20 protein-coding genes are annotated in these 24,055 nt (G+C 69.6%); 14 read left to right on the plus strand and 6 right to left on the minus strand.

The window, feature by feature from the left end:
• Positions 1-534: 534 nt before the first annotated feature.
• On the minus strand, positions 535-1,533 hold the full coding sequence (locus KOR34_RS10505; protein WP_146564542.1) for an oxidoreductase: 999 nt from the start codon (positions 1,531-1,533) through the stop codon (positions 535-537).
• 263 nt (positions 1,534-1,796) lie between these two features.
• Between KOR34_RS10505 and KOR34_RS10510 the strand changes: the two genes are divergently transcribed.
• Positions 1,797-2,045, plus strand: coding sequence for a BON domain-containing protein (locus KOR34_RS10510; RefSeq protein ID WP_146564543.1), 249 nt, complete (start codon positions 1,797-1,799; stop codon positions 2,043-2,045).
• A gap of 87 nt (positions 2,046-2,132) precedes the next feature.
• On the opposite strand, the gene KOR34_RS10515 is transcribed toward KOR34_RS10510, so the two are convergent.
• Complete coding sequence (locus KOR34_RS10515) at positions 2,133-2,492, minus strand: 4a-hydroxytetrahydrobiopterin dehydratase (protein ID WP_146564544.1); 360 nt, start codon at positions 2,490-2,492, stop codon at positions 2,133-2,135.
• A 502-nt stretch (positions 2,493-2,994) separates the two neighbouring features.
• Here KOR34_RS10515 and KOR34_RS10520 point away from each other — a divergent pair.
• The 8 genes from KOR34_RS10520 to KOR34_RS10550 all read left to right on the plus strand — a co-directional run bounded on the left by KOR34_RS10520 (position 2,995) and on the right by KOR34_RS10550 (position 11,132).
• Positions 2,995-3,654 carry a helix-turn-helix transcriptional regulator gene (locus tag KOR34_RS10520; RefSeq protein WP_146564545.1) on the plus strand — a complete coding sequence of 220 codons (660 nt, stop codon included), beginning with the start codon at positions 2,995-2,997 and terminating at the stop codon, positions 3,652-3,654.
• Between the two features lie 113 nt (positions 3,655-3,767).
• On the plus strand, positions 3,768-4,820 hold the full coding sequence (gene ricT, locus KOR34_RS10525; RefSeq protein WP_146564546.1) for a PSP1 domain-containing protein: 1,053 nt from the start codon (positions 3,768-3,770) through the stop codon (positions 4,818-4,820).
• Between the two features lie 23 nt (positions 4,821-4,843).
• Positions 4,844-5,353: a Minf_1886 family protein gene (locus KOR34_RS10530; RefSeq protein WP_146564547.1), complete on the plus strand. Its 510-nt coding sequence runs from the start codon at positions 4,844-4,846 to the stop codon at positions 5,351-5,353.
• Positions 5,350-5,475 carry a hypothetical protein gene (locus KOR34_RS27325; protein WP_261342646.1) on the plus strand — a complete coding sequence of 42 codons (126 nt, stop codon included), beginning with the start codon at positions 5,350-5,352 and terminating at the stop codon, positions 5,473-5,475. Before KOR34_RS10530 ends, KOR34_RS27325 begins: the two co-directional genes overlap by 4 nt.
• Before the next feature lie 145 nt (positions 5,476-5,620).
• Positions 5,621-6,718 (plus strand): prenyltransferase/squalene oxidase repeat-containing protein, encoded by a 1,098-nt coding sequence (locus KOR34_RS10535; protein WP_146564548.1) that lies wholly within the window; start codon positions 5,621-5,623, stop codon positions 6,716-6,718.
• Positions 6,719-6,910: 192 nt separating this feature from the next.
• Positions 6,911-9,307 carry a CARDB domain-containing protein gene (locus KOR34_RS10540; RefSeq protein ID WP_146564549.1) on the plus strand — a complete coding sequence of 799 codons (2,397 nt, stop codon included), beginning with the start codon at positions 6,911-6,913 and terminating at the stop codon, positions 9,305-9,307.
• A 299-nt stretch (positions 9,308-9,606) separates the two neighbouring features.
• Positions 9,607-10,680 carry an alpha/beta hydrolase gene (locus tag KOR34_RS10545; protein ID WP_146564550.1) on the plus strand — a complete coding sequence of 358 codons (1,074 nt, stop codon included), beginning with the start codon at positions 9,607-9,609 and terminating at the stop codon, positions 10,678-10,680.
• A gap of 44 nt (positions 10,681-10,724) precedes the next feature.
• A complete protein-coding gene (locus tag KOR34_RS10550; RefSeq protein ID WP_146564551.1) occupies positions 10,725-11,132 on the plus strand; it encodes a hypothetical protein in 408 nt (135 codons plus the stop codon).
• 240 nt (positions 11,133-11,372) lie between these two features.
• On the opposite strand, the gene KOR34_RS10555 is transcribed toward KOR34_RS10550, so the two are convergent.
• Positions 11,373-12,365, minus strand: coding sequence for a histone deacetylase family protein (locus KOR34_RS10555; protein ID WP_228714570.1), 993 nt, complete (start codon positions 12,363-12,365; stop codon positions 11,373-11,375).
• A 183-nt stretch (positions 12,366-12,548) separates the two neighbouring features.
• On the opposite strand from KOR34_RS10555, the gene KOR34_RS26640 reads away from it, so the two are divergent.
• Positions 12,549-13,823, plus strand: coding sequence for a hypothetical protein (locus tag KOR34_RS26640; protein ID WP_197531314.1), 1,275 nt, complete (start codon positions 12,549-12,551; stop codon positions 13,821-13,823).
• 151 nt (positions 13,824-13,974) lie between these two features.
• On the opposite strand, the gene KOR34_RS10565 is transcribed toward KOR34_RS26640, so the two are convergent.
• Both KOR34_RS10565 and KOR34_RS10570 read right to left on the minus strand, forming a co-directional pair.
• Positions 13,975-14,526, minus strand: coding sequence for a DUF6580 family putative transport protein (locus KOR34_RS10565; RefSeq protein WP_146564552.1), 552 nt, complete (start codon positions 14,524-14,526; stop codon positions 13,975-13,977).
• Positions 14,527-14,599: 73 nt separating this feature from the next.
• On the minus strand, positions 14,600-15,073 hold the full coding sequence (locus tag KOR34_RS10570; protein WP_146564553.1) for a DUF4430 domain-containing protein: 474 nt from the start codon (positions 15,071-15,073) through the stop codon (positions 14,600-14,602).
• A gap of 155 nt (positions 15,074-15,228) precedes the next feature.
• Here KOR34_RS10570 and KOR34_RS10575 point away from each other — a divergent pair, with 155 nt between their 5' ends.
• The 4 genes from KOR34_RS10575 to KOR34_RS10590 all read left to right on the plus strand — a co-directional run bounded on the left by KOR34_RS10575 (position 15,229) and on the right by KOR34_RS10590 (position 21,125).
• On the plus strand, positions 15,229-17,433 hold the full coding sequence (locus KOR34_RS10575; protein WP_146564554.1) for a 3-hydroxyacyl-CoA dehydrogenase NAD-binding domain-containing protein: 2,205 nt from the start codon (positions 15,229-15,231) through the stop codon (positions 17,431-17,433).
• A 50-nt stretch (positions 17,434-17,483) separates the two neighbouring features.
• The gene (fadA, locus tag KOR34_RS10580) at positions 17,484-18,638 is read left to right on the plus strand and encodes an acetyl-CoA C-acyltransferase FadA (protein WP_146564555.1); all 1,155 of its coding nucleotides are present in this window, start codon (positions 17,484-17,486) and stop codon (positions 18,636-18,638) included.
• Positions 18,639-18,738: 100 nt separating this feature from the next.
• On the plus strand, positions 18,739-19,398 hold the full coding sequence (locus KOR34_RS10585) for a hypothetical protein (protein WP_146564556.1): 660 nt from the start codon (positions 18,739-18,741) through the stop codon (positions 19,396-19,398).
• A 47-nt stretch (positions 19,399-19,445) separates the two neighbouring features.
• On the plus strand, positions 19,446-21,125 hold the full coding sequence (locus tag KOR34_RS10590; protein ID WP_146564557.1) for a HEAT repeat domain-containing protein: 1,680 nt from the start codon (positions 19,446-19,448) through the stop codon (positions 21,123-21,125).
• Positions 21,126-21,184: 59 nt separating this feature from the next.
• On the opposite strand, the gene uvrA is transcribed toward KOR34_RS10590, so the two are convergent.
• Complete coding sequence (uvrA, locus tag KOR34_RS10595; RefSeq protein WP_146565949.1) at positions 21,185-24,040, minus strand: excinuclease ABC subunit UvrA; 2,856 nt, start codon at positions 24,038-24,040, stop codon at positions 21,185-21,187.
• Positions 24,041-24,055 lie beyond the last annotated feature (15 nt).

Raw genomic sequence — 24,055 nt, forward strand, 5'->3', positions numbered from 1 at the left:
GCTGAGGGAGCGTGAACTTCTTCGGGGCACGGTGATGCCAGTAACGACGCACCGTCCGACGACCCAGCTCGTGGGCGGCAAGCAGCAACGCGATGGGAGACTTCGTCGTTCGCACCCACACCGTACGGAAACAACACTACCTACAGTTTAGCTAGCAACGATAAGATTTCTACAGAGCTACAAAACTCGGGGCATATCTTCTCCCTCCTTTCCCCCTAAGCGTTTTGATTTGAACGCCTTACGCGAATTGCCTCTCCAAAGGGCGGCAGGGGTTTTGTCCGATTCGGGTGCGCGGAGCGGACAATTGCCGTGCGAGCGGCCCGATCTCCATGCGCAGCAGGTCCCGACTGCCGCACAAGTGAACGAACAGTCCCACCACCATTGGACCACTCCGCGTGGCCGGTTTCAGCAGCAAACCGGAGGATGGGAACGAAAAGGCAAGGGAACTGGACGCTAACACCTGCCGGCTGATTTCGTGGCAGGCGCCTGCCTCATCAGCCGCCGGGCGTTGGTCCACGGTTGCCGTTGAGCCTTCTAGCAACTGGGGACGACCAGCGTCCGCCCAAAGTGATCGCCCGCCAGCATCGCGCTGATCTGCTCAGGGAGCCCCGCGAGATCCGTCTCGGACACCAGCTCGTCGGGGAGGTCGACCCGCCAGTCGCCGGACAGCAGCCGCCAGACCTCCATCCGCGGCGCCCGCGGGCACTTCGCCGAGTCGATGCCGGCCAGCGTGACCCCCCGCAGGATGAACGGGTAGACCGTCAGCGGGAGCTGCTCGCCGGCGGTCAGGCCGCAGGCGGCCACGCAGCCGCGGTGGTTGAGCGAGCGGACCAGCGTGGCGAGCGGGGCGCCCCCCACGGTGTCGACCGCGCCGGCCCAGCGCGATTTCAACAGCGGCCGGTCATCGCCCGACAGCAGCTCGCGGCCCGCGACCTCCGCGGCACCCAGGCGGAGGAGGCTGTCGTGCCGGTCCGGCTTGCCCGACACCGCGGTCACCTCGTACCCCAGCTTGGCGAGGATCGCGACCGCCAGCGTGCCGACGCCGCCGGTCGCCCCGCTGACCACGACCGGCCCGTCCGCCGGTTCGACGCCGCCGCGGACCAGGGCCTGCACGCACTGAGCGGCCGTGAATCCGGCCGTGCCGTAGACCATCGCCAGCCGCGGGGTCAGCCCATCGGGCATCGCGACCACCCATTCCGCCGGCACGCGCACGTACTGGCTGTAGCCTCCCCAGGCGCCGCTGCCGAGGTCGTAGCCGGTCACCAGCACCTTCTCGCCGGGACGGAACTCGGCCGCGTCGCTCGATACGACCTCGCCAGCGCAATCGATGCCCGGCACGTGCGGCAGGCTGCGGACCACGCCCGGATGCCCCTGCGACGCCAGGGCGTCCTTGTAGTTGAGCGATGAGTACTCGACCCGGATGACGACCCCCCCTTCTGGGAGGTCGCCAAGCGTTAGCTCTTCGATCCGGCTGGCCGCCCCGTCAGCGGTCTCTCTGACGACCATCGCCGGGAAGGGTTCCTGAACATCCATCTGCTCGCTCCTTGTTCACAATTGCGGCGCCGCCGCTCAACACCTAGGCGCCCACCGCGTAGCCGCGTCCGCTAGCTTGAAACCGCGATGGCTCTGTGGCCGCTAGGAAGCGGGGCATCGGGTTGTTTTCCTGCTGCTATCAGGTTTGGTGGCACGCCGTGTGCTCACGCGGGCCGAAAGAAACTGATCTTTCCGTCTCCTGCTGGTTTCCCACAGAATCACCCCGGGGCGGGGACCAAACCCTGAACGACCGAGGATCCCTTATGTCGATCGAACAGCAAGTAGAACAGACGGCCACCGACGCGTTGAACCACAGCTCGCACCTGTTCAGCAGGTCGGTCTCGTGCCGTTTCCACGGCGGCGTGCTGCGTCTCGACGGGCGGGTCCCGACGTTCTACTTGAAGCAGATGGCGCAGTCACTCCTCGGCGGCATCGACGGCGTCCGCCGCATCGAGAACGCGCTGGTGGTCGTCAACCCGAACGGCGTCAGCAGCGAGCCGGCCTACTCGTAGGCCGCGCGATGCTTTGGGGCGAGCTGCTGCGTCATCGAACACGATCCGCCCTGCCCCTCCTCAGCGGCAGCGCTGCTCGAGGTCCGGCTACTTCAGGTCGATCGGCAGCTGATCGATCTTCGCGGCCAGTATGAAGTCGTTCTCCGACAGGCCGCCAATGGCGTGAGTCCACAGCTCGACCGACACGTTGCGGTAGCCCTCGAGGTGGAGGTCCGGGTGGTGCCCGTCGGCCTCGGCCACCTCGGCGCAGGCCTCGAAGAACTTCATGCCGGCCATGAAGTTCTTCACCACCCAATCCTTGCGGATCCGCTTCCCGTCATGGGTCAGCCGCCAGCCCGGGTGCTCCTGCAGCTGCTCGGCCGCCTCGTCCGGGTTGATGGGGTCCACGCCGCCCTCGCAGGGCAGGCACTTCTTTTTGGCGAGCGTCTCGCACGACTGAACGGGCATGGGCGTCCTCCTTCTTGGGCGGTCGTGTCACTCCAGTGAGTTCCTTTGCGATTCTAACGGTGCGTCCCACCGTGGCAATGAGCCCGGATCGCCCGCCCTGCGCGGGTAATCGAGGCAATCTCCATCGTCCGCGGTGACAGACGCGTGTCACCGGTCGTGCCGCCAACCCTGCGCGGTCCGCGGCGTTGTCGACCTGCGCACGCCGCGGAATCGTCGTTTGACGCCTGTCAGTGCGCGTGGCCCGAGCGTGAGTTTTCGCCGCCGATTGACGGTTTGCTGGCTGACCTGTGCGCCGGTATAGAGGCATCGTCGAAGCGTCGCCGCCCCAACGGAATCGAATACGGCAGCGACTTGTCCCGAGTCTACAAGCGGAAACCGCGGCGCCGCTACGCTTGAAAGAAAGACAGGCGTACCGCCGCACTCGCACCTTACCAATAACAACGCCCAACTCTGCGAACGAGAGTCAGACCCCGTTACAAGCTCACCCAGCTCTGTAGTACCAATGCGTTTGCCCGGCGACGCCAATGCCAACCCGACTTCTCACTGCCCCCGGTGCTCGGCCACGGCCCTGCCGGTGGCGGTTGACTTCCGCCTGCCGCTGACCCGCGAGGCGGTCGCCGCGCTCGTCCGGCAGGACCAGCGGTTTGCGTTGGTCGATCCGGGCAAGGACGCCGACCGCGGGCACGTTGTCGCGTTGGTCGACTCGCTGCAGGACCGCGACAACCGGCTGCCGCTGCTGTCGTGGTCCGCAGTGCGTGGCTACGTCCGCCTGACCGGACAGCCGACCTGCAGTTCGGTGCGGCGGGACGCCTGCGGCAACCTCGCCTGCGCCGAGCTGCCCTACTCTTCCCCGTGGCGAGAAGTCGCCGAAGCCCTGTTGAAGGTCGCCGCCGAGGCCTGGTCCTACACCGACCGCCAGCCGCCCGGGGCCCGCACCGACTGGCAGCGGCAGCGGAGCGTGCTCACGCTGCTGACCGCGCGCGAACGCGACGTGCTGCGGCTGATCGCCGCCGGGCTGAGCGTCCGCGAGATGGCCCGCATGATGCACCTTGCTGATAGCACCGTCGACAACCACCGCTCGCGGCTGATGAAGAAGCTGGGGGTGCACAAGGCGGTGGACGCGGCCCGCTTTGCCTACCGGATCGGTCTGGCCGCCCCCTGAGGGGCACAAACCGGCCGCTGCGGCCTGCCCGGTTGCCTATGGGGAAGCGCGCCGATGCGGTATAATCCCCGGCGTCGGCCCGGTTCCATCGACGCCCCTCACCACAGCACACCATGCCACGGTATGTCCTCCGCTACGGCGCCATGCGTCGGCTGGGCGTTTTCTCGACGCGCGGCGGCGACCGCTTTGCGCGGGGCCACCAGGTAATCGCCCGCACCAGCCGCGGCCAGGAGTCGGGCGAGGTGCTCTGCGAGGCCACCGACCACGTGATCTCGCAGATGAAAGAGACCCGCGGCGGGCACATCCTGCGGCTATCCACACACGACGACGAGATCGAGCTCCGCAAGCTGCAAGAGCAGCAGCAGCGGGAACTTGAGACCTGCCGCCAGCGGGTGGCCGAGCTGGGCCTCGAGATGGAGCTGGTGGACGTCGAGCACCTTTACGGCGGCGAACGCGTAATATTCTATTATTTAGCAGAGGACCGCGTCGACTTCCGCGAGCTGGTGAAGGTGCTGGCGAAGGACTTCCAGACCCGCATCGAGATGCGGCAGATCGGCGTCCGCGACGAGGCGAAGCTGCTGGCCGATTACGGCGACTGTGGCAAACCCGTTTGCTGCAACACCCACCTGTCAGAGATGCCGCCGGTGTCGATGAAGATGGCCAAGCTGCAGAAGGCGACCCTCGACCCGACCAAGATCTCGGGGCGTTGCGGACGGCTGAAGTGCTGCCTGCGTTACGAGTACGACACCTACCGCGACATCCAACGCGAGCTGCCACGCGTGGGCGCCGAGGTCCTGACCCGCGAGGGGAAGGGACGCGTGCTCTCGCAAGAGATCCTGGCCGGCCAACTGCTGATCGAGACCGAAGACTCGCGGCGGATCGTGATCGACCAGAGCCAGGTGCTGTCGGTAACGCCACGCGGCGGTGGGGGCGAGGCGAAGCCGAAACAGAAATCCCCAGAGAACGAGGCCGACGCGCCGGCCGACGAAAAACAGAAGGGGCGGCGTGACGGGCGGCGCCCCAAACGGCAGAGCCGCGGCGACAAGCCGGCCCCGCCCCCCGGCGCCGACGCGGGCCAGCCCGCGGCCGACGGCAAGCAGCCAGAAACCGGCGGCACGCCCCCGGCAGACGACAACACCCCACCCCCGCCCAACGACAACGACTGACAAGCCAACCCTAGCTGGCCCCCATGCTGGACTCGACCCACCCACTCGCCGAACTGCTGCGTCGCGACAAGCGGTACCACTTCGACTCGTACGTCTTCGTGTTCGACGCCCTGAAGTACGGCCAGGAGAAGATGAACCTGGGCAGCGCGCAGCCGTCGGCCCCCGGCGAGACGTTCGACTCCGAATCGCTGTCGGAGGGTTACGAGCCTGCCGAAGCCGCGGGCGACGAAGCGTTCGACCCCGACGACGACCAGGACGACCGCCACGTCACCGGGCAAGAGCTCTGCGAGGCGATCCGCCGCTACGCGCTAGAGCAGTACGGCCTGCTGGCACGCAGTGTGCTAGAGCACTGGGGCGTCACCAACACCGGTGACTTCGGAGAGATCGTGTTCAACCTGATCGACATCGGCCAGATGCGGAAGACGGAGTCCGACCGCCGCGAGGACTTCCAGGACGTGTTCGATTTCGAGTCGGGCTTCGCCACCCAGTCCGTGTTCCAGACCCTGCAGCCGAGCAAGGGCAACTCGCAGTGACCGACGCCGACCCCTCGGCCCGACCGGCGCCCCCCCGGCGGCGGCCGGCGATGCTGGCGGCGGCGGCGATCGCCTGGGTCGGCTGGATCGGCGTGCTGGCCTGGATCGCCTACGGCGGGTAGGGTGTCGCGCCGCGCGACTTGCGTGTCGACCTTTTCGGCGTCCCAAGCCACAGCCGTCAGCGTGGCCGACGGGGTTACCTCTACTAACACAAACCGGCGGCGTCCGCGCCGCCGGCACCATCCTCACCACCAAGGCAGTCACCCAATGCTCACCCCCGTCCGCGCGATGCTGTTGGTCGCCATGTCCCTCTCAGCCGCGTCGGCCCCCGCCGCCGAGCTGCCGCCGGAGGCCCAGAAGCAGTACGAAGCGTCCGTCGGCAAGGGGATCCAGTTCCTCGCCGGCTCGCAGGCCGAGGACGGTTCGTGGACCTCGCAGACCGGCCCCGCCATCACGGCGCTGGCGACCGAGGCCCTGCTAAGCCACGGGCGTACGCCGAGCGACCCGGTGGTGAGCAAGGCGCTCAAGTACATCGTCGGCTTCGCCAAGCCGGACGGCGGCATCTACCTGGAGGGCTCCAACCACCGCAACTACGAGACCTGCCTGTCGGTCATGTGCCTGACCAAGGCGAACAAGGACGGCCGCTACGACAAGCTGCTGGCCGGCGCCGACAGGTTCCTCAAGAAGCTGCAGTGGGACGGCGAGGAGGGACACGACACCGCGAGCATGTACTACGGCGGCGCCGGCTACGGCGGCAGCGAGCGGCCCGACCTGTCCAACACCAGCTTCCTGATCGACGCGCTGAAGGAGCTGGGCGCCGGCGCCGACGACCCGGCCATGCAGCGGGCGTTGGTGTTTGTGAGCCGGTGCCAGAACCTCGAGACCGAGTACAACACCACCGAGTTCGCCGCCAAGATCGACGACGGCGGCTTCTACTACACGGTCGCCGCCGGCGGCCAGAGCAAGGCCGGCGACACCCCCGAGGGCGGCCTGCGGAGCTACGGATCGATGACCTACGCCGGCCTGAAGAGCATGATCTTCGCCGGCGTCGACAAGGACGACCCCCGCGTCAAAGCCGCCTACGACTGGATCCAGAAGCACTACACCCTGGACGAGAACCCCGGCATGGGCGCCCAGGGTCAGTTCTACTACTACCAGGTGTTCGCCAAGGCGCTGGGCGCAATCGGCGTCGACAAGGTCGAGACCGACGGCGCCGCCCACGACTGGCGGGCCGAGCTGGTGGCCAAGCTGGCCGACGCCCAGCGGGCCGACGGCGCGTGGGTCAACCCGAACGACCGCTGGCTGGAGAGCGACCCCAATCTGGTCACCGCCTACTGCCTGATGGCGCTGTCGCACGTCCGCTAGCAGCGACAGCGGCCGCTGTGTCGCGACCCCTAGGCTTTTCCGATCGGCCAATCGCCCTTTGCGGCCCTGGCTGGTTTTGGTATTCACCGCGCTGGCGATCGGCGTGCGCAGGCTCTGCCCAGCGCCCCCGCCAGCCCCACGGCGGCATGACGCCGCCCGACTACCAAACCCGTGATCGGTCAAGAGACTCCCATGTCGCAGCGCACGAAGCGTTTTAGCACCCTCGCGAAGACACTGCTCGCCTCCGGCGTCCTCGGCGGAGGGGGCTACGGCGGATACACGCTGATAGATTCGTCAGCGCCGACGCAGGCCGATGCGCAGGTCGCCGCCGCCACGCTGGACGAGGCCGTCGAGGCCTGGGCCGACGGCGCCCCCGAGGTGCCCAGCAGCAACCCGCTGGCCGCGCTGAACCAGCCGCCCGCCGGACTGCCAGCCGCGCCGCCCCAGGAGCCCGCGGCCCTCCCCCCCGCGCCCGCTGGGAATGACCGCTACGCCGTCTCCGCGCCGCCGCTGCCTCCGATGGGCAGCGAAGGGCCGCTCGCCGCTGCCGCCGACGACCAGCCGATCGCCCGCGGCCAGAGCCCCTCGTACGACGACCTCGAGCCCGACTTCCCGCCGGCCGGCCTGCCGGAGGGCAACCCGCTCCGCCCGGCCCCGACCACCGACAACGCCGGCTCCGCCCCGGCCCGCGAGGCGTTTGCCGACGCCGGCGCATCCGACCAGATCGGCCCCCCCCCCGGCGCTGTGGCCGCGTTCGGCGCGGCCGACCAGGCTTCTGGCGTGGTGCCGGTCGCCGCGGTTGAGCCGATCGACGACCTCCCGCCGACCCCGCTCGGCCTGCCGCCCGCCGACACCGCCCAGCCGGTCGGCGGCCCGCTCGACGCGCTGCCGCAGGAGAGCGAAGAGATGGCGCCGCTGAGCGAGCCCGCCCCGATCGGCGCCGCGCCGTTCGAGCAGGACCTGCTGGACCAGCCGCCCACCGAACCCAACCCGCTCCGCCAGCCGGAGCAGGCCCCCGCCGGCCTGCCGATGGCCGACGCCGACTCGCACTCCGTGCTCACCGCCCGCAGCGCTCCGCAGGAGGAGCCGCTGTACTCGACGCCGATGCCGCCGCAGGACGCGGCGTACCCGGCCGAGCCCCACACGATGACCGCGCCCGTCGACAGCCTCGGCGGCGGCCTGCCCGCCGATGGCGCCGGCCGCCCGGGCGAGCGGGCGCTCGAGGGCCGGCAGCAGCCGAGCCTCGCGATCCAGAAGTTCGCACCGGCCGAGATCCAGGTCGGCAAGCCGTGCAAGTTCCTGATCAAGGTCCGCAACGTCGGCCAGCGGCCGGCGAAGCAGGTGGTGGTCCGCGACCAGGCCCCCGCCGGCGTGCAGCTCACCTCCACCACGCCGCAGGCGCAGTCCGCCGGCGACGAGCTGGTGTGGGAACTCGGCGAGATGGCGCCCGGCGAAGAGAAGACCCTCGCCATCGAGATGACCCCGATGGAGGAGGGCCAGATCGGCAGCGTGGCGACCGTCAGCTTCGCCGCCGAGGCGTCCGTCCAGACCAAGTGCACGCGTCCCCAGCTCGCAATCCGCATGACCGCGCCCAGCCAAGTGCTGGTCGGGCAGGAGCAGCAGATCCAGATCGAGATCAAGAACCCCGGCACCGGCGACGCCACCGGCGTGATGATCCTCGAGAACGTGCCCGAGAACCTCCGCCACGCCGCGGGCCCGACCCTCGAGTTCGAGGTCGGCACGCTCCGCGCCGGCGAGACCCGCCGCCTGCAGCTCAACATGCTCGCCGAGAGGCCCGGCAAGGTGGTCAACGTGCTCACCGCGCAGGCGGACGGCAACCTGCAGGTCGACCAGCAGGTCGAGTTCGAGGTTGTCGCCCCGGCGCTCGAGGTGGCGGTGGACGGCCCCGCCAAGCGGTTCCTCGAACGGCCGGCCACGTACACAGTGAAGATCGGCAACCCCGGCACCGCGCCCGCGCACAACCTGCGGCTGGTGACCCGCCTGCCGCGCGGCATGAAGTTCGTCAAAGCAAACAACCTCGGCGAGTACGACGCCACCAGCCACGCCGTGTACTGGTCGCTGGCCGAGCTCCCCTCCGGAGAGAGCGGCGCCGTTGAGCTGACCACCATCCCGGTCGCCGCCGGCGACCAGCAGCTGCAGATCAAGGGCGAGGCCCAGAACGGCCTGTCCGACGAGGCGATCCACCAGACCGCCGTCGAGGGCATCGCCGCGCTCAAGTTCACCGTGCTCGACCTCGAGGACCCGATCGAGGTCGGCGGCGAGACCGAGTACGAGATCCGCGTCGCGAACCAGGGCACCAAGGCGGCCACCAACGTCCGCGTGCAGGCCGCCGCGCCGGCCGGCATGCGGATCGTCTCCGCCGCGGGCGACGCCCGCCACCGCATCCAGGCGGGCGGCGTGCAGTTCGAGCCGATCCGCCAGCTCGCGCCCCGGGCCGAGATGACCTTCAAGGTCCGCGTGCAGGGCGCCCAGCCCGGCGACCACCGCCTGGTGGTGGAGGTCGCCTCGGACGACCTCGCCCAGCCGGTCCGCAAGGAAGAAAGCACCCGCGTGTTCGGCGACGAGTAGCCCGCGCGCCTTGAGCGGCATCAACCACCCAGTATCGGGTGCGGGCGCCGGGGGCGATCCCGAAGGGAAGCCCCCGCGATGTACCCACCACCGGCCTCCCACGGTCGGGGGCTTCCGCTACCGCGGAGCGCCCCCGCCACCCAAACACCGGGTGAAGATCGGGCGTCAACGGCGCCCCCTGCTGCCCGCGCCCGCTGGAGTCCGAATCTCAGGCCGCTTCCCGGCCCAGCCAGGCAGCCGCGACGCGGTTAGTGTACGCTGGTGGCGAACCTCCTCGCCTCCTCAGCCCACCGACCGCCATGCTCCGTTCGCTTGCTGCTGCTTCGCTCCTCATCGCTACGTCGTCCGGCGCGGCGCTGGCCCAACCGGCTCGGCAGCCCGATGCCGACGGCCCGCTGGAGATGACCACGCTGGGCCCCGGGCAGGTCCCGCCGGTGGACGCGGTGGGCAATTTTGTCATCGGCCCGGAGTATCAGGTCGCCCCAGCGGCCAAGAAGCGGCCCGGCGTGCCGCAGGGTGAGGTGTTCCGCCTCACGATGGAGTCGGCCGACAGCAAGATCTACCCCGGCATCGCCCGCCGCCGGGGGACCTTCGGCACCCCCGACCCGGAGAACCCCGCGCGGCTGATCGTCACCACCAGCCACGACGCACCGTACACCCGCCAGGTCGAGGTGTACGTGCCGCGGCAGCTCGACCGCGACCAGCCGGCGCCGCTGATCGTCGGCGCCGACGGCCCCGACCCGCTGCTCTTCACGACGCTCGACAACCTCATCGCCGAGGGCCGCGTGCCGGCGATGGTCGCGGTGTCGATCGGCAACGGCGGCGGCGACGCCCAGGGCAGCCAGCGCGGCCTGGAGTACGACACCCTCTCCGCCCAGTACGCCGAGTTCGTCGAGAGCGAGGTGCTGCCGCTCGTCGAGCGTGAGTGCAAAGTAAAAATCACCAAGGACCCCAACGCCCGCGCCACGATGGGCTGCAGCTCCGGCGCGGCCTGCGCGTTCACGATGGCCTGGTTCCGGCCCGACCTGTACCGCCGCGTGCTCAGCTACTCCGGCACGTACGTGAACCAGCAGTGGCCCTGGAACCCCGACACGCCCGGCGGCGCGTGGGACTACCACGAGCGGATTATCCCCGAGAGCCCCCAGAAGCCGCTCCGCATCTGGCTGCAGGTCAGCGACCGCGACCTGTTGAACCCCAACGTGATGCGTGACGGAATGCACGACTGGGTGCTGGCCAACGAGCGGATGGCCCGCGTGCTGGCCGCTAAGGAGTACCCGTACCAGTTCGTGTTCTGCCGTGGCGCCCGCCACTGCGACCGCGCCGCAAAACAGCAGACGCTGCCGCAGGCGCTGGAGTGGTTGTGGGATGGGTGAGTTCGAGGAAGGCGTTTAAGGCGCCTGTCGCCAAGGAGTCTTGAATGGGAGTCCACGAAGCAGAGGCTGCTATGGCGGCTCTCGAGGCGTCAAGGTGTCCTTTCGATTACGCCAAGGCTCATCAGTACGCCTCCAGTGTGTACTCGTACTTAATCCAAAAGGAACGGCAGTTTCCCGGAAGTCCGTCGTTGCCTGACATCTCGGCCGGTACTACGACACTGTCACCAACATTAGAGGCTCGCGTTGAAACCTGGATGCAATCGCATCCCGAGTACTCGCCGTTTATGAGAACGTTCGCGCGACACTACCTCATCAGCATACTGGCGGGGTCGAAGGGCAGTGACTTGTACGGGCACCTTGCGGAGTGTGTGCTTGAGGGAGGCGACTTCTACATCGAGAACGGGATGTTCTACTTGCGAGATGCGGCAGCGGTCTCGAAATACTCCTACTAACGACTGGAAATTGAGAAGCCAGCGCCATGCCCACACTCATTAGCGTGTGGGCATGGCGCCCTGACGGGCCCTGATCCGCACCACCAGCGCGCTAGTCAGCCACTTAAGCTGGCTGTGCCTGACGTAGCGGTCTTAGCCGAATCAGAGCCAGTTCAAGACGCTGAAGCAGTTGGCATTGCCGAGTCACAGTGCCACAATCCGATGAACGGGCGTTCGTCGCACATGTGACCGACGTACTACCTACGCATCCAACAACTCCTCCAGGTGCACAGCGACGCACTCCGCCAGCACCGGCGCGTTGTAGCCGCCCTCGAGCAGGCTCACGAGCCGGTCGCCCGCGTGCGCGGCGGCGACATCTTTCACAGTCTGCGTTAGGCTGACGAAGTCCTCGGTCTCGAGGCCGAGCGAGCCGACCGGGTCGGCGCGGTGCGCGTCGAAACCGGCGCTCAGCACCACCAGCTGCGGCTTGATCTGGTCGGCGAACGCTTCCAGCTCGCGCGCGAAGTACGACAGAAACCGGTCGCGTGACTCGCCCATCTCGACCGGCAGGTTGCGGGTGGCGCCCAGGCCGTCGCCGGCGCCGGTCTCGTCGGCGGCGCCGGTGCCGGGCCAGAAGGGCCAGCGGTGGATCGAGAAGTACCCGATGTGCGACGCGCCGTAGAACAGCTCCTGCGTGCCGTTGCCGTGGTGCACGTCCCAGTCGATGATCAGCACCCGGTCGAGCCCGTGCTCGGCGACCGCCGCCTGGGCCGCGATGGCCGCGTGGTTCAGCAGGCAGAACCCCATCGCACGGTCGGCCGTGGCATGGTGGCCCGGGGGCCGGCCGATGCACAGCACCGTGCGGTCCTCGCCCGCCACGACCCGCCGCACCGCGTCGGTCGCCGCCCCGGCCGCCAGCCGCGCGACGTCCATGCTGGCGGGGCTGACCACCGTGTCGGAGTCCACCTGGCCGCCGCCGCGGTGGGCTAGGGCGTCCAGCGCGTCCAGGTGGCCGGGCGTGTGCACCCGCAGCAGCTCCTGGAGGGTGGCCGGCGCCCACTCGGGCGTCGAGCAGCGGCCGGGCAGGCCGGACTGGTCGAGCCGCTCGTCGATGGCCCGCAGCCGGCCGGCGTTCTCGGGGTGGCGGCCGGTGTCGTGCTGCAGGAAGTCGGGGTGTCGGTAGAGCAGCGTCACGGGCGTTCTGTCCTGGTTGTAGGGAAGAATCGGGTGGGTCTGCCGCTGGCAGCTTGACATTTTTCGCAACCCCTTGCTAGTGTGGAGGTTAGTTGCGCTCATCAAAACGCCCGCCGGACAGGGGCCGAGGCCGCAATAGTGATCCGCCTGGGGGACGAACCCAGTGCGTGGACGCCCACCGCGTGCCCCGGGCGGGGCCGGTGACCCTCTCGACAAACCCAACCTCCTCGCGGAGTTTCGACTGTGCCTGCTCCCCGCTACCTGCGTGCCGTCCTGGGCCTGCTTGCCGTCTGCGTCGTGCTGACGGCGGCGCCTGCCTACGCCCAAGACGACGAGATCAACATGCGGCAGCTCGCCCGCAAAGGCACCACGATCCAGCGTTGGACCAACGCCCCGATCACCGGCGCTGACAAGGAGGTGTTCGACCAGTACTTCGACCGCTACTACTTCCCGGAGATGCTGAAGACCGACCCCGAGTCGCTTGGCAACCTGGCGAAGATGCGGACGGAATTGTTCGATCGGTATATCTGGGGCTCGCACCCGTCGGTTCAGCAGGAGCTGACCAAGAAGGCGTACAACTGGGCCAAGGGGGTCGCCGCCGGGCGGTTCCCTGCCCCGCTGAAGTACAACGCCGTGCTGACGCTCGGCCTGCTCGACGAGAAGTACGCCACGAAAAACGACACTGCCGCGGTTCCGCTCGGCGCCGCCAACAAGCTGCTGTGCGTGATCATCCAGAAGCGTGACCAGTTCCCCACCTACCTTGAGGTCGCGGCGCTGATCGGGCTGGAGCGTCACACCAAGCACTTTGCCGCGTTGGGCGCCAACGAGAAGCGGGCCACGGCCATGATGCTGCTCGAGGCGGTCGACCAGCAAGAGTTCCGCCCCGGCACCACCCGTGACGTGCAGTACTGGATCAAGCTGCAGGCGGCCAGCGCCATCGCCAACCTGGGCGTGGCGGGCAAGGACGGCGTGTTCGTCGACGCGATCGCCAAGCTGATCGCCGACACCAAGGCCGACCTCGGCGCCCGCAGCGCCGCCGCGATGCTGCTGGAGAAGATGAACACCGAGGGCGTGCCGCCGGCGGTCGCCAACAGCACGGTCGGGGCGGTCAAGAGCCTCGCCTGCACGATCGGCGCGTACGAGCGTGAGGCCGCGGAGAAGTTTGTCGACCTGCAGCGCAGCCGGGGACGCATGTCGTCGTCGCTGGAGAAATCCGACCGCTACCGCGCCGACGAGAACGGCTGGGTGTACGAGCGGAAGGGGCTGGCCGCGCAGCTCGAGCAGCTCAAGGCGGGCCTGACCGCGGTCAAGCCGCTCGCCGGCCAGGACGCCACGGCGATCACCGCCATCGAGACCGCCGCCCAGAGCGCCATCACCGCCGCCAACGACAACTCGAACATCGACCTGGACGTGACCGACAGCGTGCGGGCGATGGCCGACCAGATCGACAGCGTGGCCGGCTGCAAGGCCTCCGACGCCCCCGTGGTGGAAGAGGAAGAGCTGCTAGGCGCCAACTAGCGTGCCGTCGGTATCTAATCCGGCGCCCTGGAATCAGCCGGAACGCGTTGGCGTCCGGCTTCCTGACGCCGCCGCCTGCCCGGGAATTGGCGGCTCGTCATCCTCGTAGACCGGGGGCCAACGCCCCGCGGCTGATGAGGCTGCGCTGCGTCTAGGTCGCGACGCGGCTCTTCACCACGCGGCCGGCGCCCGCCATCAGCATCGCGCCGAACAGCACCAGCGTGAACGCCAGGTCGCCGGCCATCATGCGGCCGAAGAACGGCACCGCCATCGTGTAGCATTGCAGCAGGCCGCCGAGGGTCTTCTCGTAGTACGGCTGCGTCGACCAGGCCCACACGGCGAAGTTGCTGGTCAGCCAGAACACCGTGGCGGGGATCAGCGAGCAGGTGACCAGCTTGGCCCACCAGCCGACGCCATCGCCGGTGCGCAGCCACACGCCCAGCACCGCCGGGGCCGCCATGGCGAGGTACACCAACGCCATCACGCCAAAGTTCTGGTACCCGTCCAGCGCGAGGTCGCTGATCAGCATCACCAGCAGCGGCACCACCGCCGCGACCGCCGGACGCCCGAACCAGTAGCCCGCCAGCAGGGTCACGGCCGCGATCGGCGTGACGCACCAGTCCGGCTGACCCCACCGCCCCGCGACGCCGATCGCCACCAGCAGCCCGAAAATGACGAGGTCCGTTGTCTTCTTGTCCCGCACGGGCAGAGGCTCCAGAAAGTCCGAGAATCGCGTGAGCGGGCCGGCGGACTAGCCGCGGCGCCGACCCCAGATCCTACTCGGGCGGCGTGAACTTCCACAAGACGCGATCGCCGTCTTTGACCGGGGCGATCGCCGCGCTGCGGTCGCCCGGTTGGCCGTTGACCGAGTACGTCCAGTTGCGGCCGCCGGCGCCCTCGTTCGCGACGCCGCCCACCGACAGCACGAACGCCCCGGCGCCCTCGCCCCGCACCTCCGGCACGAACGCGGGCGACTCGCCGCCCGCGGCCTGCAGCACCGCCAGCACAGTGCCGCCGGTGGGCGGCACGTGCTGCTGGTCAAGCGTCGTCTCGTCGATCTGCACCACCACCTCCACCTCGCCCGGCAGCGGCTCCACCTCGCCGGCCAGCGGCTGGACGGGCGGCGCCGGGGCCGGCCGATCGAAGGGCAGCAGCCGCCAACCGACCACCAACGCCAGCACCAACGCCAGCAGGGCGGGGAAGGCCCACGGGCGTGCGGGCGGGTGATCTTGGGGGCCTGGTTCGGTCATGGCGCCAGGATCCCGGCGGGCGCGTTGGGTGTCAACACGCGGCCGGCGCCGGTTATTCCGAATGCTCCCGCGGCGGCGGTTAACGCCCCGCCCGCGCCGCGTCCCGCCGCCGACCCTCAGTAGCCCGGGGGGCGGGTGCGGTGTATTCTTCCCGTATGTCAGGCTCTTCTCACACCTCGCTGGCCGTCCATGACGATGGCCTGGCGGTGATCACGCTCGACCGCCAGGGCAGCAGCGCCAACCTCCTCTCCAGCGGCGTGCTGGACGAGATCGAGGGCCACCTCAACGCGCTGGACAAGCGGTCGGGGGTCAGCGGGCTGGTGTTCGTGTCCGCGAAGTCGGGCATCTTCATCGCCGGCGCCGATTTGACCGAGTTCGCCGCCGGGCTGGACCAGTCCGATGAGGAGGTGCAGCGGGTGTCGCAACGCGGGCAGCAGCTGCTGGGCCGATTGGCGACCTGCGGCTACGTGACGGTCGCCGCGATCGACGGCATCTGCGTCGGCGGCGGCGCCGAGCTGGCCGTGTGGTGCGACCGCCGGATCCTGACCACCAGCAGCAAGACACAATTCGGCTTCCCCGAGGTCAAACTCGGCCTGTTTCCCGGCTGGGGCGGCACCGCCCGCACGCCGCGGATGATCGGGCTCTCCAACGCGGTCGAGCTGGTCACCGGCGGCGAGTCCGTGGGCGCCCACGAGGCGGCCAAGCTCGGCCTGGCGGAGGACCTGGTGTCCGACGCGGAGGGGCTGATCGACGCCGCGCGGCGGATGGTCGCGGCCGAGTCGGACAGCGGCGACTACCTGGCGGACCGCAAGGCCTGGTCGGACCCGATCACGATCGACCCCACCGAGCTCGGCTTCCTGGGCGCCACGGCCAGCGCGTACATCCAGGGCCAGACCGGCGGGCACTACCCGGCGCCGCTGGCGGCGCTGGAGCTGATGCTCGAGGCGTCGCAGGTCGACCTCGAGGCGGCGTGCGAGATGGAGTCGCAGCGGTTCGCGCCGCTGTTCGGCTCGCCGGTCAACCGGTCGCTCCTGAACGTGTTCTTCCTGCAGGACCGCGCGAAGAAGACCGACGTCGGGTCGCGGCAGTCGCCCGACGAGAGCTCCGAACACTGGCAGCACGCGCGGCGGGTGTCGGTGATCGGCGCCGGCATCATGGGCCAGGGCATCGCCGCGGCCAACGTGAAGCGCGGCATCGCGGTGTCGATGTCGGACATGCGTGAGGAGTCGCTGCTGGCCGGCATCTCCGGCGTGGTCCGCGAGGCGTCGTACAACAAGCAGACCAAGAGCGTCGACGCCGAGCTGGCGATCGAGCGGTCCGCGCTGGTCGACGCCGCGCTGTCCGACGCCGAACTCGGCTGGGCGGACATCGTCATCGAGGCGGTAGTCGAGAACCTCGAGGTGAAGCACCAGCTGTTCGAGCGGCTGGAGCGGCACCTCGGCGAGCGCACCATCCTCTGCTCCAACACATCGACCATCCCGATCTCGCAGCTCGCCGAGGGCCTGGCGCACCCCGACCGGTTCTGCGGCCTGCACTTCTTCAACCCGGTGCGGAAGATGCCGCTGGTCGAGGTGATCCGCGGCAAGCGCACCAGCGAGGCGACCATCGCGGCGATGGCCTACTACGCCCGCCGCCTGGGCAAGACGCCGGTCATCGTCAACGACGGGCCGGGCTTCCTGGTCAACCGCCTGCTGCTGCCGTACATGAACGAGGCCGCGCTGCTGGTCAGCGAGGGCGTCCCGATCAAGGACGTGGAGCGGGCCGCCAAGGACTTCGGCATGCCGATGGGCCCCATCACGCTGTACGACGTCGTCGGGCTGGACACCTGCCTGCACGCCGGCGGCGTGATGCTCGAGGCGTTCCCCGACCGCGTCGTGCCGGCGACCATCGTCGAGCGGCTGGTCGAGGCCGGGCGGCTGGGCCAGAAGAACGGACGCGGCTTCTTCGACTACCCCTCCGCCAAGCCCGGCAAGCCGCCCAAGGGGGTCCCGAGCGACGAGGCCGCCAAGCTCATCGACGAGGACCGCCGGCGGGCCGAGGTCGACGCCCCGATCGTCGACCGGCTGATGCTGCCGATGCTGCTCGAGGCGACCCGCGCGGTCGAAGACGGCGTGGCCGCCGACGTGCGTGACGTCGACCTGGCGCTGATCCTCGGCATCGGCTTCCCCCCGCACAAGGGCGGCCTGTTCCACTGGGCCGACACCATCGGCGCCGCGGCGATCCTGGAGCGTCTGAAGCCGCTGGAGCCGCTCGGCGAACGCTTCCGCCCCACCGCCCTACTCACCCAGGTCGCCGCCGACGGCGGCAAGTTCTACGACCTGTCGCACTCGACCGGCGGAGAGAAAGAAACCATCCTCTGAGCTAGCCGCCGGCCAACCAACACCTAACTCTCAACTACCAGCTTCCAACTATGTCCGCCGTCATCATCGACGCCTGCCGCACCGCGATTGGCCGCGCCCACCCCGAGCGGGGCGTGTTCCGCGACGTGCGCAGCGACGACCTGGCGGTCCACCTGGTGCGGACGCTCGTCGAGCGGACCGGCGTCGATCCCACGGCCGTCGAGGACGTAATCCTCGGCTGCACCCAGCAGCAGGGCGAGCAGGGGCTGAACGTGGGCCGGCTGGTGGCGATCATGGCCGGCCTGCCGTTCACCGCCGCCGGCGCGTCGGTCAACCGGCTCTGCGGCAGCAGCCTGCAGGCGCTCAACCAGGCGGTGCACGCCATCGCCGCCGGCGCGGAGGACGTGCAGATCGTCGGCGGGCTGGAGCACATGCACCACTTCCCGATGGACGCCGGCATCGACATCAACCCCGCGCTGTTCCACCGCACCAGCAAGGCGGCGCTGATGATGGGCGTCACGGCCGAGTTCCTCGCCCAGACCGGCGGGATCAGCCGCGAGGACCAGGACGCCTTCGCGCTGGCCAGCCACCAGAAGGCGGTCGCCGCGTACGACGCCGGCCGGCTGCAGGCGGAGATCGTCCCCACGTGGGGACGCGACGAGTCCGGCGAGCGGGCCCTGATCTCCCGCGACCAGTGCGTCCGCGCCGACACCAGCCTCGAGGCGCTCGCCTCGCTCAAGCCGGCGTTCATGCCCAAGATCGGCACCGTCACCGCGGGCAACAGCAGCCCGCTGAACGACGGCACCGCCGCGCTGCTGGTGATGTCCGAGCAGCGGGCCAAGGACCTGGGGCTCACGCCGATGGCCCGGGTGCTGGCCACCGCGGTCGCCGGGGTGGAGCCCTGCGTGATGGGCACGGGCCCTGTGCCGGCCACCAAGAAGGCGCTCAAGCGGGCCGGGCTGAAGCTGGCGGACATCGACCTCATCGAGCTCAACGAGGCCTTCGCGGCCCAGGCGCTGGCCTGCGCCAGGGCCCTGGAGCTGGACCTGGACCGGGTTAACGTGAACGGCGGCTCGATCGCCATCGGTCACCCGCTAGGGGCCAGCGGCGCCCGGATTGCCACGACCCTGCTGCACGCCATGGCCGACCGCGACGCTTCGCTGGGGCTGGCGACCATGTGCATTGGCGCCGGGCAGGGGATCGCGACCGTGTTCGAGCGGTTCTAGCCCGGAAATGCTGGAAACCGGCCCCCCGCGGCGCTATACTCGCGGAAGTCTGAATTACACTAGAGGCTCCGCCATTTCTACGAAATCCGACAGGCTTGCCATGCGATTCTCAGCGAGAACCAGCCTCCTCCTCGCCGCCCTTGCGGCCGCCCTGCCCGCAACCGTCGCCGTGGCGCAGCCGTATGGCGGCTACTACGGCGGCTACTACGGCGGGGGCTACCACGCCTCGACCGCCGGCGAGAGCTACGCCCGCGGCGAGTCGGACATGATGCGGTCTCAGGGCGTGAAGAACCTCCTGAACTCGGAGGCCGCCATCAACATGGGTCAGGCGCGTTCCCAGAACCTGGATAACCAGATCCAGGCGACCAACACGTACTGGGAGAAGAAGAAGATCTACGAGCAGAACACCGCCCAGAAGCGGTACGAAGAGAACCAGCACCGCCAGAAGGTCCGCCAGCGGAACATGCTGACCAGCCTTACGTCCGAGGACCTCGACCCGACCACCGGCGCTATCAAGTGGCCCATGGTGCTAGCCGACGACAGCTTCTCCGAGTACCGCGACCCGCTGGCCAAGCTGTTCGAGAAGCAGGCCCAGGAGGGCGCGCTGGCGGGCCCCGACTACCTCGAGGCCAAGAAGCTGATCAAGGAGTTCCGCATGGCGGTGACCGCCGACAAGGAGAACTACCCGCAGCAGGCGGTGAGCCCCTCGCTCCGGTTCCTGCTGAAACTCGACCGCGAGCTCGACGCCAACCTCTCGTAGCCCGCCCCGCACCGACCGAACAGCACCCTCCCGCAAGGCGTTCACCTATGCTGCGTTCCCTCCTTCTGACGTTTGCCGCCCTGGCGGCCCTCGCCCCCGCCGGGCTCCGCGCGGACGTGTCCACGTACGAAACCATCGACGACCTGGGCTTCAGCCCGTCGGCGGAGTCGGCACAGCAGCTGACGGGTTACCTCAGCAGCGACGACCCCCAGCAGCGCTGGCGCGCCGCCCGCGCGCTAGGCAACCTGGGGCACAAGCCGGCAGCCGCACCGATCGCCGAGCTGCTCTCGGACGAAGACCCCGTCGTGCAGGTGCACGCGATGATCGCCCTGACCCGCATCGGCGACACGTCGCCGGAGGTGGTCGACGCCATCATGGCGAAGGTCGGCTCCCCCGATGAACGGGTCGCCCGCACCGCGCTGCAGACCCTCAAGCAGCTCAAACCCGGCCCCGAGAAGCTGGCCGCCGCCCTCGAGAAGGCCCTCCAGTCGGAGCAGCAGAGCGTGATGGTCCACGCGCTCGAGGCGTTGGTCGACGCCGGCGGCGCCGCGACCCCCCTGCTGAAGAAGGCCCTGGCGAACGATAAGTCGGCCTACCTGGCGGCATTGGCGATCTCCGAGATCGGCGCCCCTTGCGCTGAAACCTCCGGCGAGCTGACCAAACTGCTGCTCCGCTCGAATGACCCGCTGGTGCAGCAGCAGGCGATGCTCGCGTTGGCCGCCATCGGCGACCCGGCCCAGAACGCGGCCCCGGTCGTGCAGAAGCTGGCCGCGGAAACCGAAATCGACTCGCAACGGATCGCGGCGTGCTACACGCTCGCGATGCTGGGCGATGAGTCTTCCACCGAACTGCTGCGTCGCCTCTCTGGCGAGGGCGGCGAGTTCCAGCAGATGGTCGCCACCTGGTCGATCGCGGTCCTGCACCCCAACGACCCTGACGCCCAGCAGGCGGCGCTCAAGAAACTGGCGGAAGGTCTCAAGAGCGACCGGCCCGAGGTGCACGACGCCGCGGCCGTTGGGCTGAACAAGCTGAACGCTCCGACCGAGGATGTGGCCGCCGCCATGCTGGCCGCGCTGCAGGGCGCCAGCGACACGCAGAAGTCCAACATCGCCGCGGGTCTGGCCAACCTGGGAGCCGACAAGGTGCTCGATCGCGCCACCACGGCGCTGAGCAACCCGCAGTTTGCGGACGTCGCGATCGAGGTCATCGGCCGGCTGGGTCCGGACGCCGCCCCCGCCGTTGACGCGCTGGCCGCGAAGCTGAAGGACGCCACCCCCGACCAGGCCACCCGCATCCGCTTCGCGCTGGGCGCAATCGGCACGGCGGCCGCCTCGGCCAGCGGCGAGATCGCCGCAGGCCTGGCGGAGGACTCGCAGGCGGCCCGCCACAGCGCCCTGTACGCCCTCCGCGAAACCGGCGGCGCCGCCGCCGCGCGAGACCAGCTGGCGGCCTTCATGAAGTCCACTAGCGACGAGTTCGACAAGCTGGCCGCCGCCTGGGCGCTGGCGGGCATGCAGCCCTCGGGCGAGCAGCTCGCCGCGGCCGCCGAGGTGCTGAAGCAGGGCCTCAAGAGCCAGGACCCACAGCTGCAGATCGACACGATCGACGCGATCGGCCGCCTAGGCGTGGCGGGCACGCCGCTCAAGGCGCAGCTGCAGGCCATCGCCAGCTCCGACGACCACAGCGACGTCCGCCAGGCGGCCGCCGATGTTCTCGGCCAGATGTAGTCGGGGCCCCGAGACGCCGCCACGGACGCAGAGCACGGCGTTTCCCGCTGGGCCGACCGCTACGAATCCTTCGCCAGCCACTGGCCGGTGAAGCTCTCGTCGCAGCGAGCGATCTGCTCGGGGGTGCCGGTCGCGACAACCTGACCGCCGGCCTCGCCCCCCTCGGGGCCGAGGTCGATGATCCAGTCCGCCGCCCGCATGACGTCCAGGTCGTGCTCGATGACCAGCACCGAGTTGCCGGCGTCCACCAGCTTCTGCAGCACGCCCAGCAGGCGACCCACGTCGTACGCGTGCAAGCCGGTGGTGGGCTCATCCAGCAGGTACAGCGTGTGGGTGGACGGGGCGCCCTCGGCGCTGGCGGCCGCCAGCGCGTCGGCCAGCTTGATGCGTTGGGCCTCGCCGCCGGAGAGCGTGGTGGAGGGCTGCCCCAGCGGCAGGTAGCCGAGCCCCACGTCGTGCAGCGCGTCAACGATGCGGGCGATGGCGGGGTGCTCGCTGAAGAAGTCGCGGGCCTCGTCGACCGGCATCGCCAGCACGTCGGCGATCGACTTGTCCTTGTACTTCACGGCCAGCGTCTGGCGGTTGAAGCGGGCGCCGTTGCACTCGTCGCACGTGACGTACATGTCGGGCAGGAAGTTCATCTCGATCTTCTTCTGCCCCTGACCCTGGCAGGCCTCGCAGCGGCCGCCCTTCACGTTGAAGCTGAAGCGGCCCACCTTGTAGCCGCGCTGCCGAGCAAGCTTCGTCTTGGCGAACACGCGGCGGACCTCGTCGAACAGGCCGGTGTAGGTCGCCGCGTTGCTGCGGGGCGTGCGGCCGATCGGCGACTGGTCGACCTCCACCACGCGATCCAGCGTCGCGACGCCACGCAGCGACGCGTACGGGCCCGGCTTGCGGACCGCGCCGTGGAGCTTCTTGGCGAGCGCCGGCGCGAGCGTGTCGACAATCAGCGAGCTCTTGCCGCTGCCGCTCACGCCCGTCACACAGACCAGCGTTCCCAGCGGCACGTCGACGCTGACCCCGCGCAGGTTGTTGAGCGTGGCGCCCTCCAGCCGCAGCGACCGGCTCTTGACGATCTTGCGGCGGCGTTCGGGCGCGTCGGCCATCGACTCGCCCGCCAGGTACCGGCCGGTGACCGAGTCCGCGTTGGCGGCGAGCTGCTCGGGAGTGCCCTCCGCCACGATCGCGCCGCCGCGGGCGCCGGCGCCGGGGCCGACGTCGATGATCCAGTCCGCGGCCCGCATCAGCGCCTGATCATGCTCGACGACAATCACGGTGTTGCCCAGCCGCTGAAGATCGCGGAGGGTGGCGAGCAGGCGGTCGTTGTCGCGGGGGTGGAGCCCGACCGAAGGCTCGTCCAGCAGGTACATCACCCCGACCAGGCCGCTGCCCAGGCCCGCCGCCAGCCGGACCCGCTGCAGCTCGCCGCCCGAGAGCGTGCTGGCCGCGCGGTCCAGCGTGAGGTAGCCCGCCCCCGACTTGTCCAGGAACGCCAGCCGCTGCGACACCTCGCGGACCAGCGGCCCCGCGACGGGCGCCGCCTCGTCGTCGAACTCCAGCCCCTGCACAAACGCCAGCGCGTCGCGGATCGGCAGCTGGGACAGCTCGTGGATCGCCATGCCGCCGACGCGGGCGGACCGCGCCTCGGGCCGCAGGCGGGCGCCGTTGCAGTCGGAGCAGACCACGCCGCCGCGGAACGCGGACAGCTTCTCCCGGGCGCCGGCGCGTTTGGTCGTGGCGTACTCCTCCTCCAGCAGCCAGAGCAGCCCCGGGAACTCGCCGCCGTCGCCGGTCCAGAGCCGCTGCACGGCGCCCTCGGGCCACTTGTCCAGCGGCTTGTCCGCGGCCACGCCGCGGGCGGCAAGGAGCGGCGCGAGCGCGGCGTCGTGCTTCTTGGCGGCGGCCGGCGTGGCGCCACGCCATGGGGCCACCGCCCCCTCCGCCAGCGAGAGCGTCAGGTCCGGCAGCACCAGCTCCGGGTCGAACCCCTCGTCGACGCCCATCCCGGCGCACCCGGGGCACGCGCCGTAGGGGCTGTTGAAGCTGAACGTGCGCGGCTCGACCTCGGCCACGCCCGACTTGCAGTCCGGGCACGCGTAGCGGGTGTTGAAGACCCGCTCCAGCCAGGTGTCCGGGTCCTGCTGCTTGCTCTCGGGCGTCTGGTACACCAGCAGCACGACGCCGTCGCCGTTCTTGATGGCCAGCCGAACGGACTCCTCGATCCGCGCGGTGATGCCCTCGCGGATCACCACCCGGTCAATCACCGCCTGGATGTCGTGCTTCTTGCCGGCCGCCAGCTCGGGCGCGTCCTCAATCGGGTAGGTGACGCCGTCGATCCGCACCCGCACAAAGCCCGCCTTGCGCACGTGGTCCAGCACGTCGGCGTGCCGGCCCTTGCGGCCGCGCACCAGCGGCGAGAGGATCATCACCCGCGACTGCTCCGGCATGCCCTCGATGACCTGCTGGATCTCCTCGGGCTCCTGCTGCGAGATCGCGGCGCCGCACTCGGCGCAAACCAGATCGGCCGAGCGTGCGTACAGGAGCCGGAGGTAGTCGTAGACCTCGGTCACCGTACCGACGGTGCTGCGGGGGCTGTGGCTGCCGCCCCCCTGGTCGATCGCCACGGCAGGCTGCAGGCCCTCGATCAGGTCGACCTCGGGCCGCTGCATCTGGTCGAAGAACTGGCGGCTGTACACGCTCAGCGAGTCGATGTACTGCCGCTGCCCCTCGGCCAGCAGCGTGTCGAACGCCAGCGACGACTTGCCGCTGCCGCTCACGCCGGTGATCACCACCAGCTTGTTGCGGGGGATGTCGACGCTGACGTCCCGCAGGTTGTGCGTGCGGGCCCCGAGGATCCGGATGGCGGGCCCCGCGGGGGCGGTCGGACGGGTCTCGGGGGTGGCCAGCGATGTCATGCGGGGCACGCGAGG

Source organism: Posidoniimonas corsicana (assembly GCF_007859765.1).
In the GTDB taxonomy this organism is placed as follows: Bacteria; Planctomycetota; Planctomycetia; order Pirellulales; family Lacipirellulaceae; genus Posidoniimonas; species Posidoniimonas corsicana.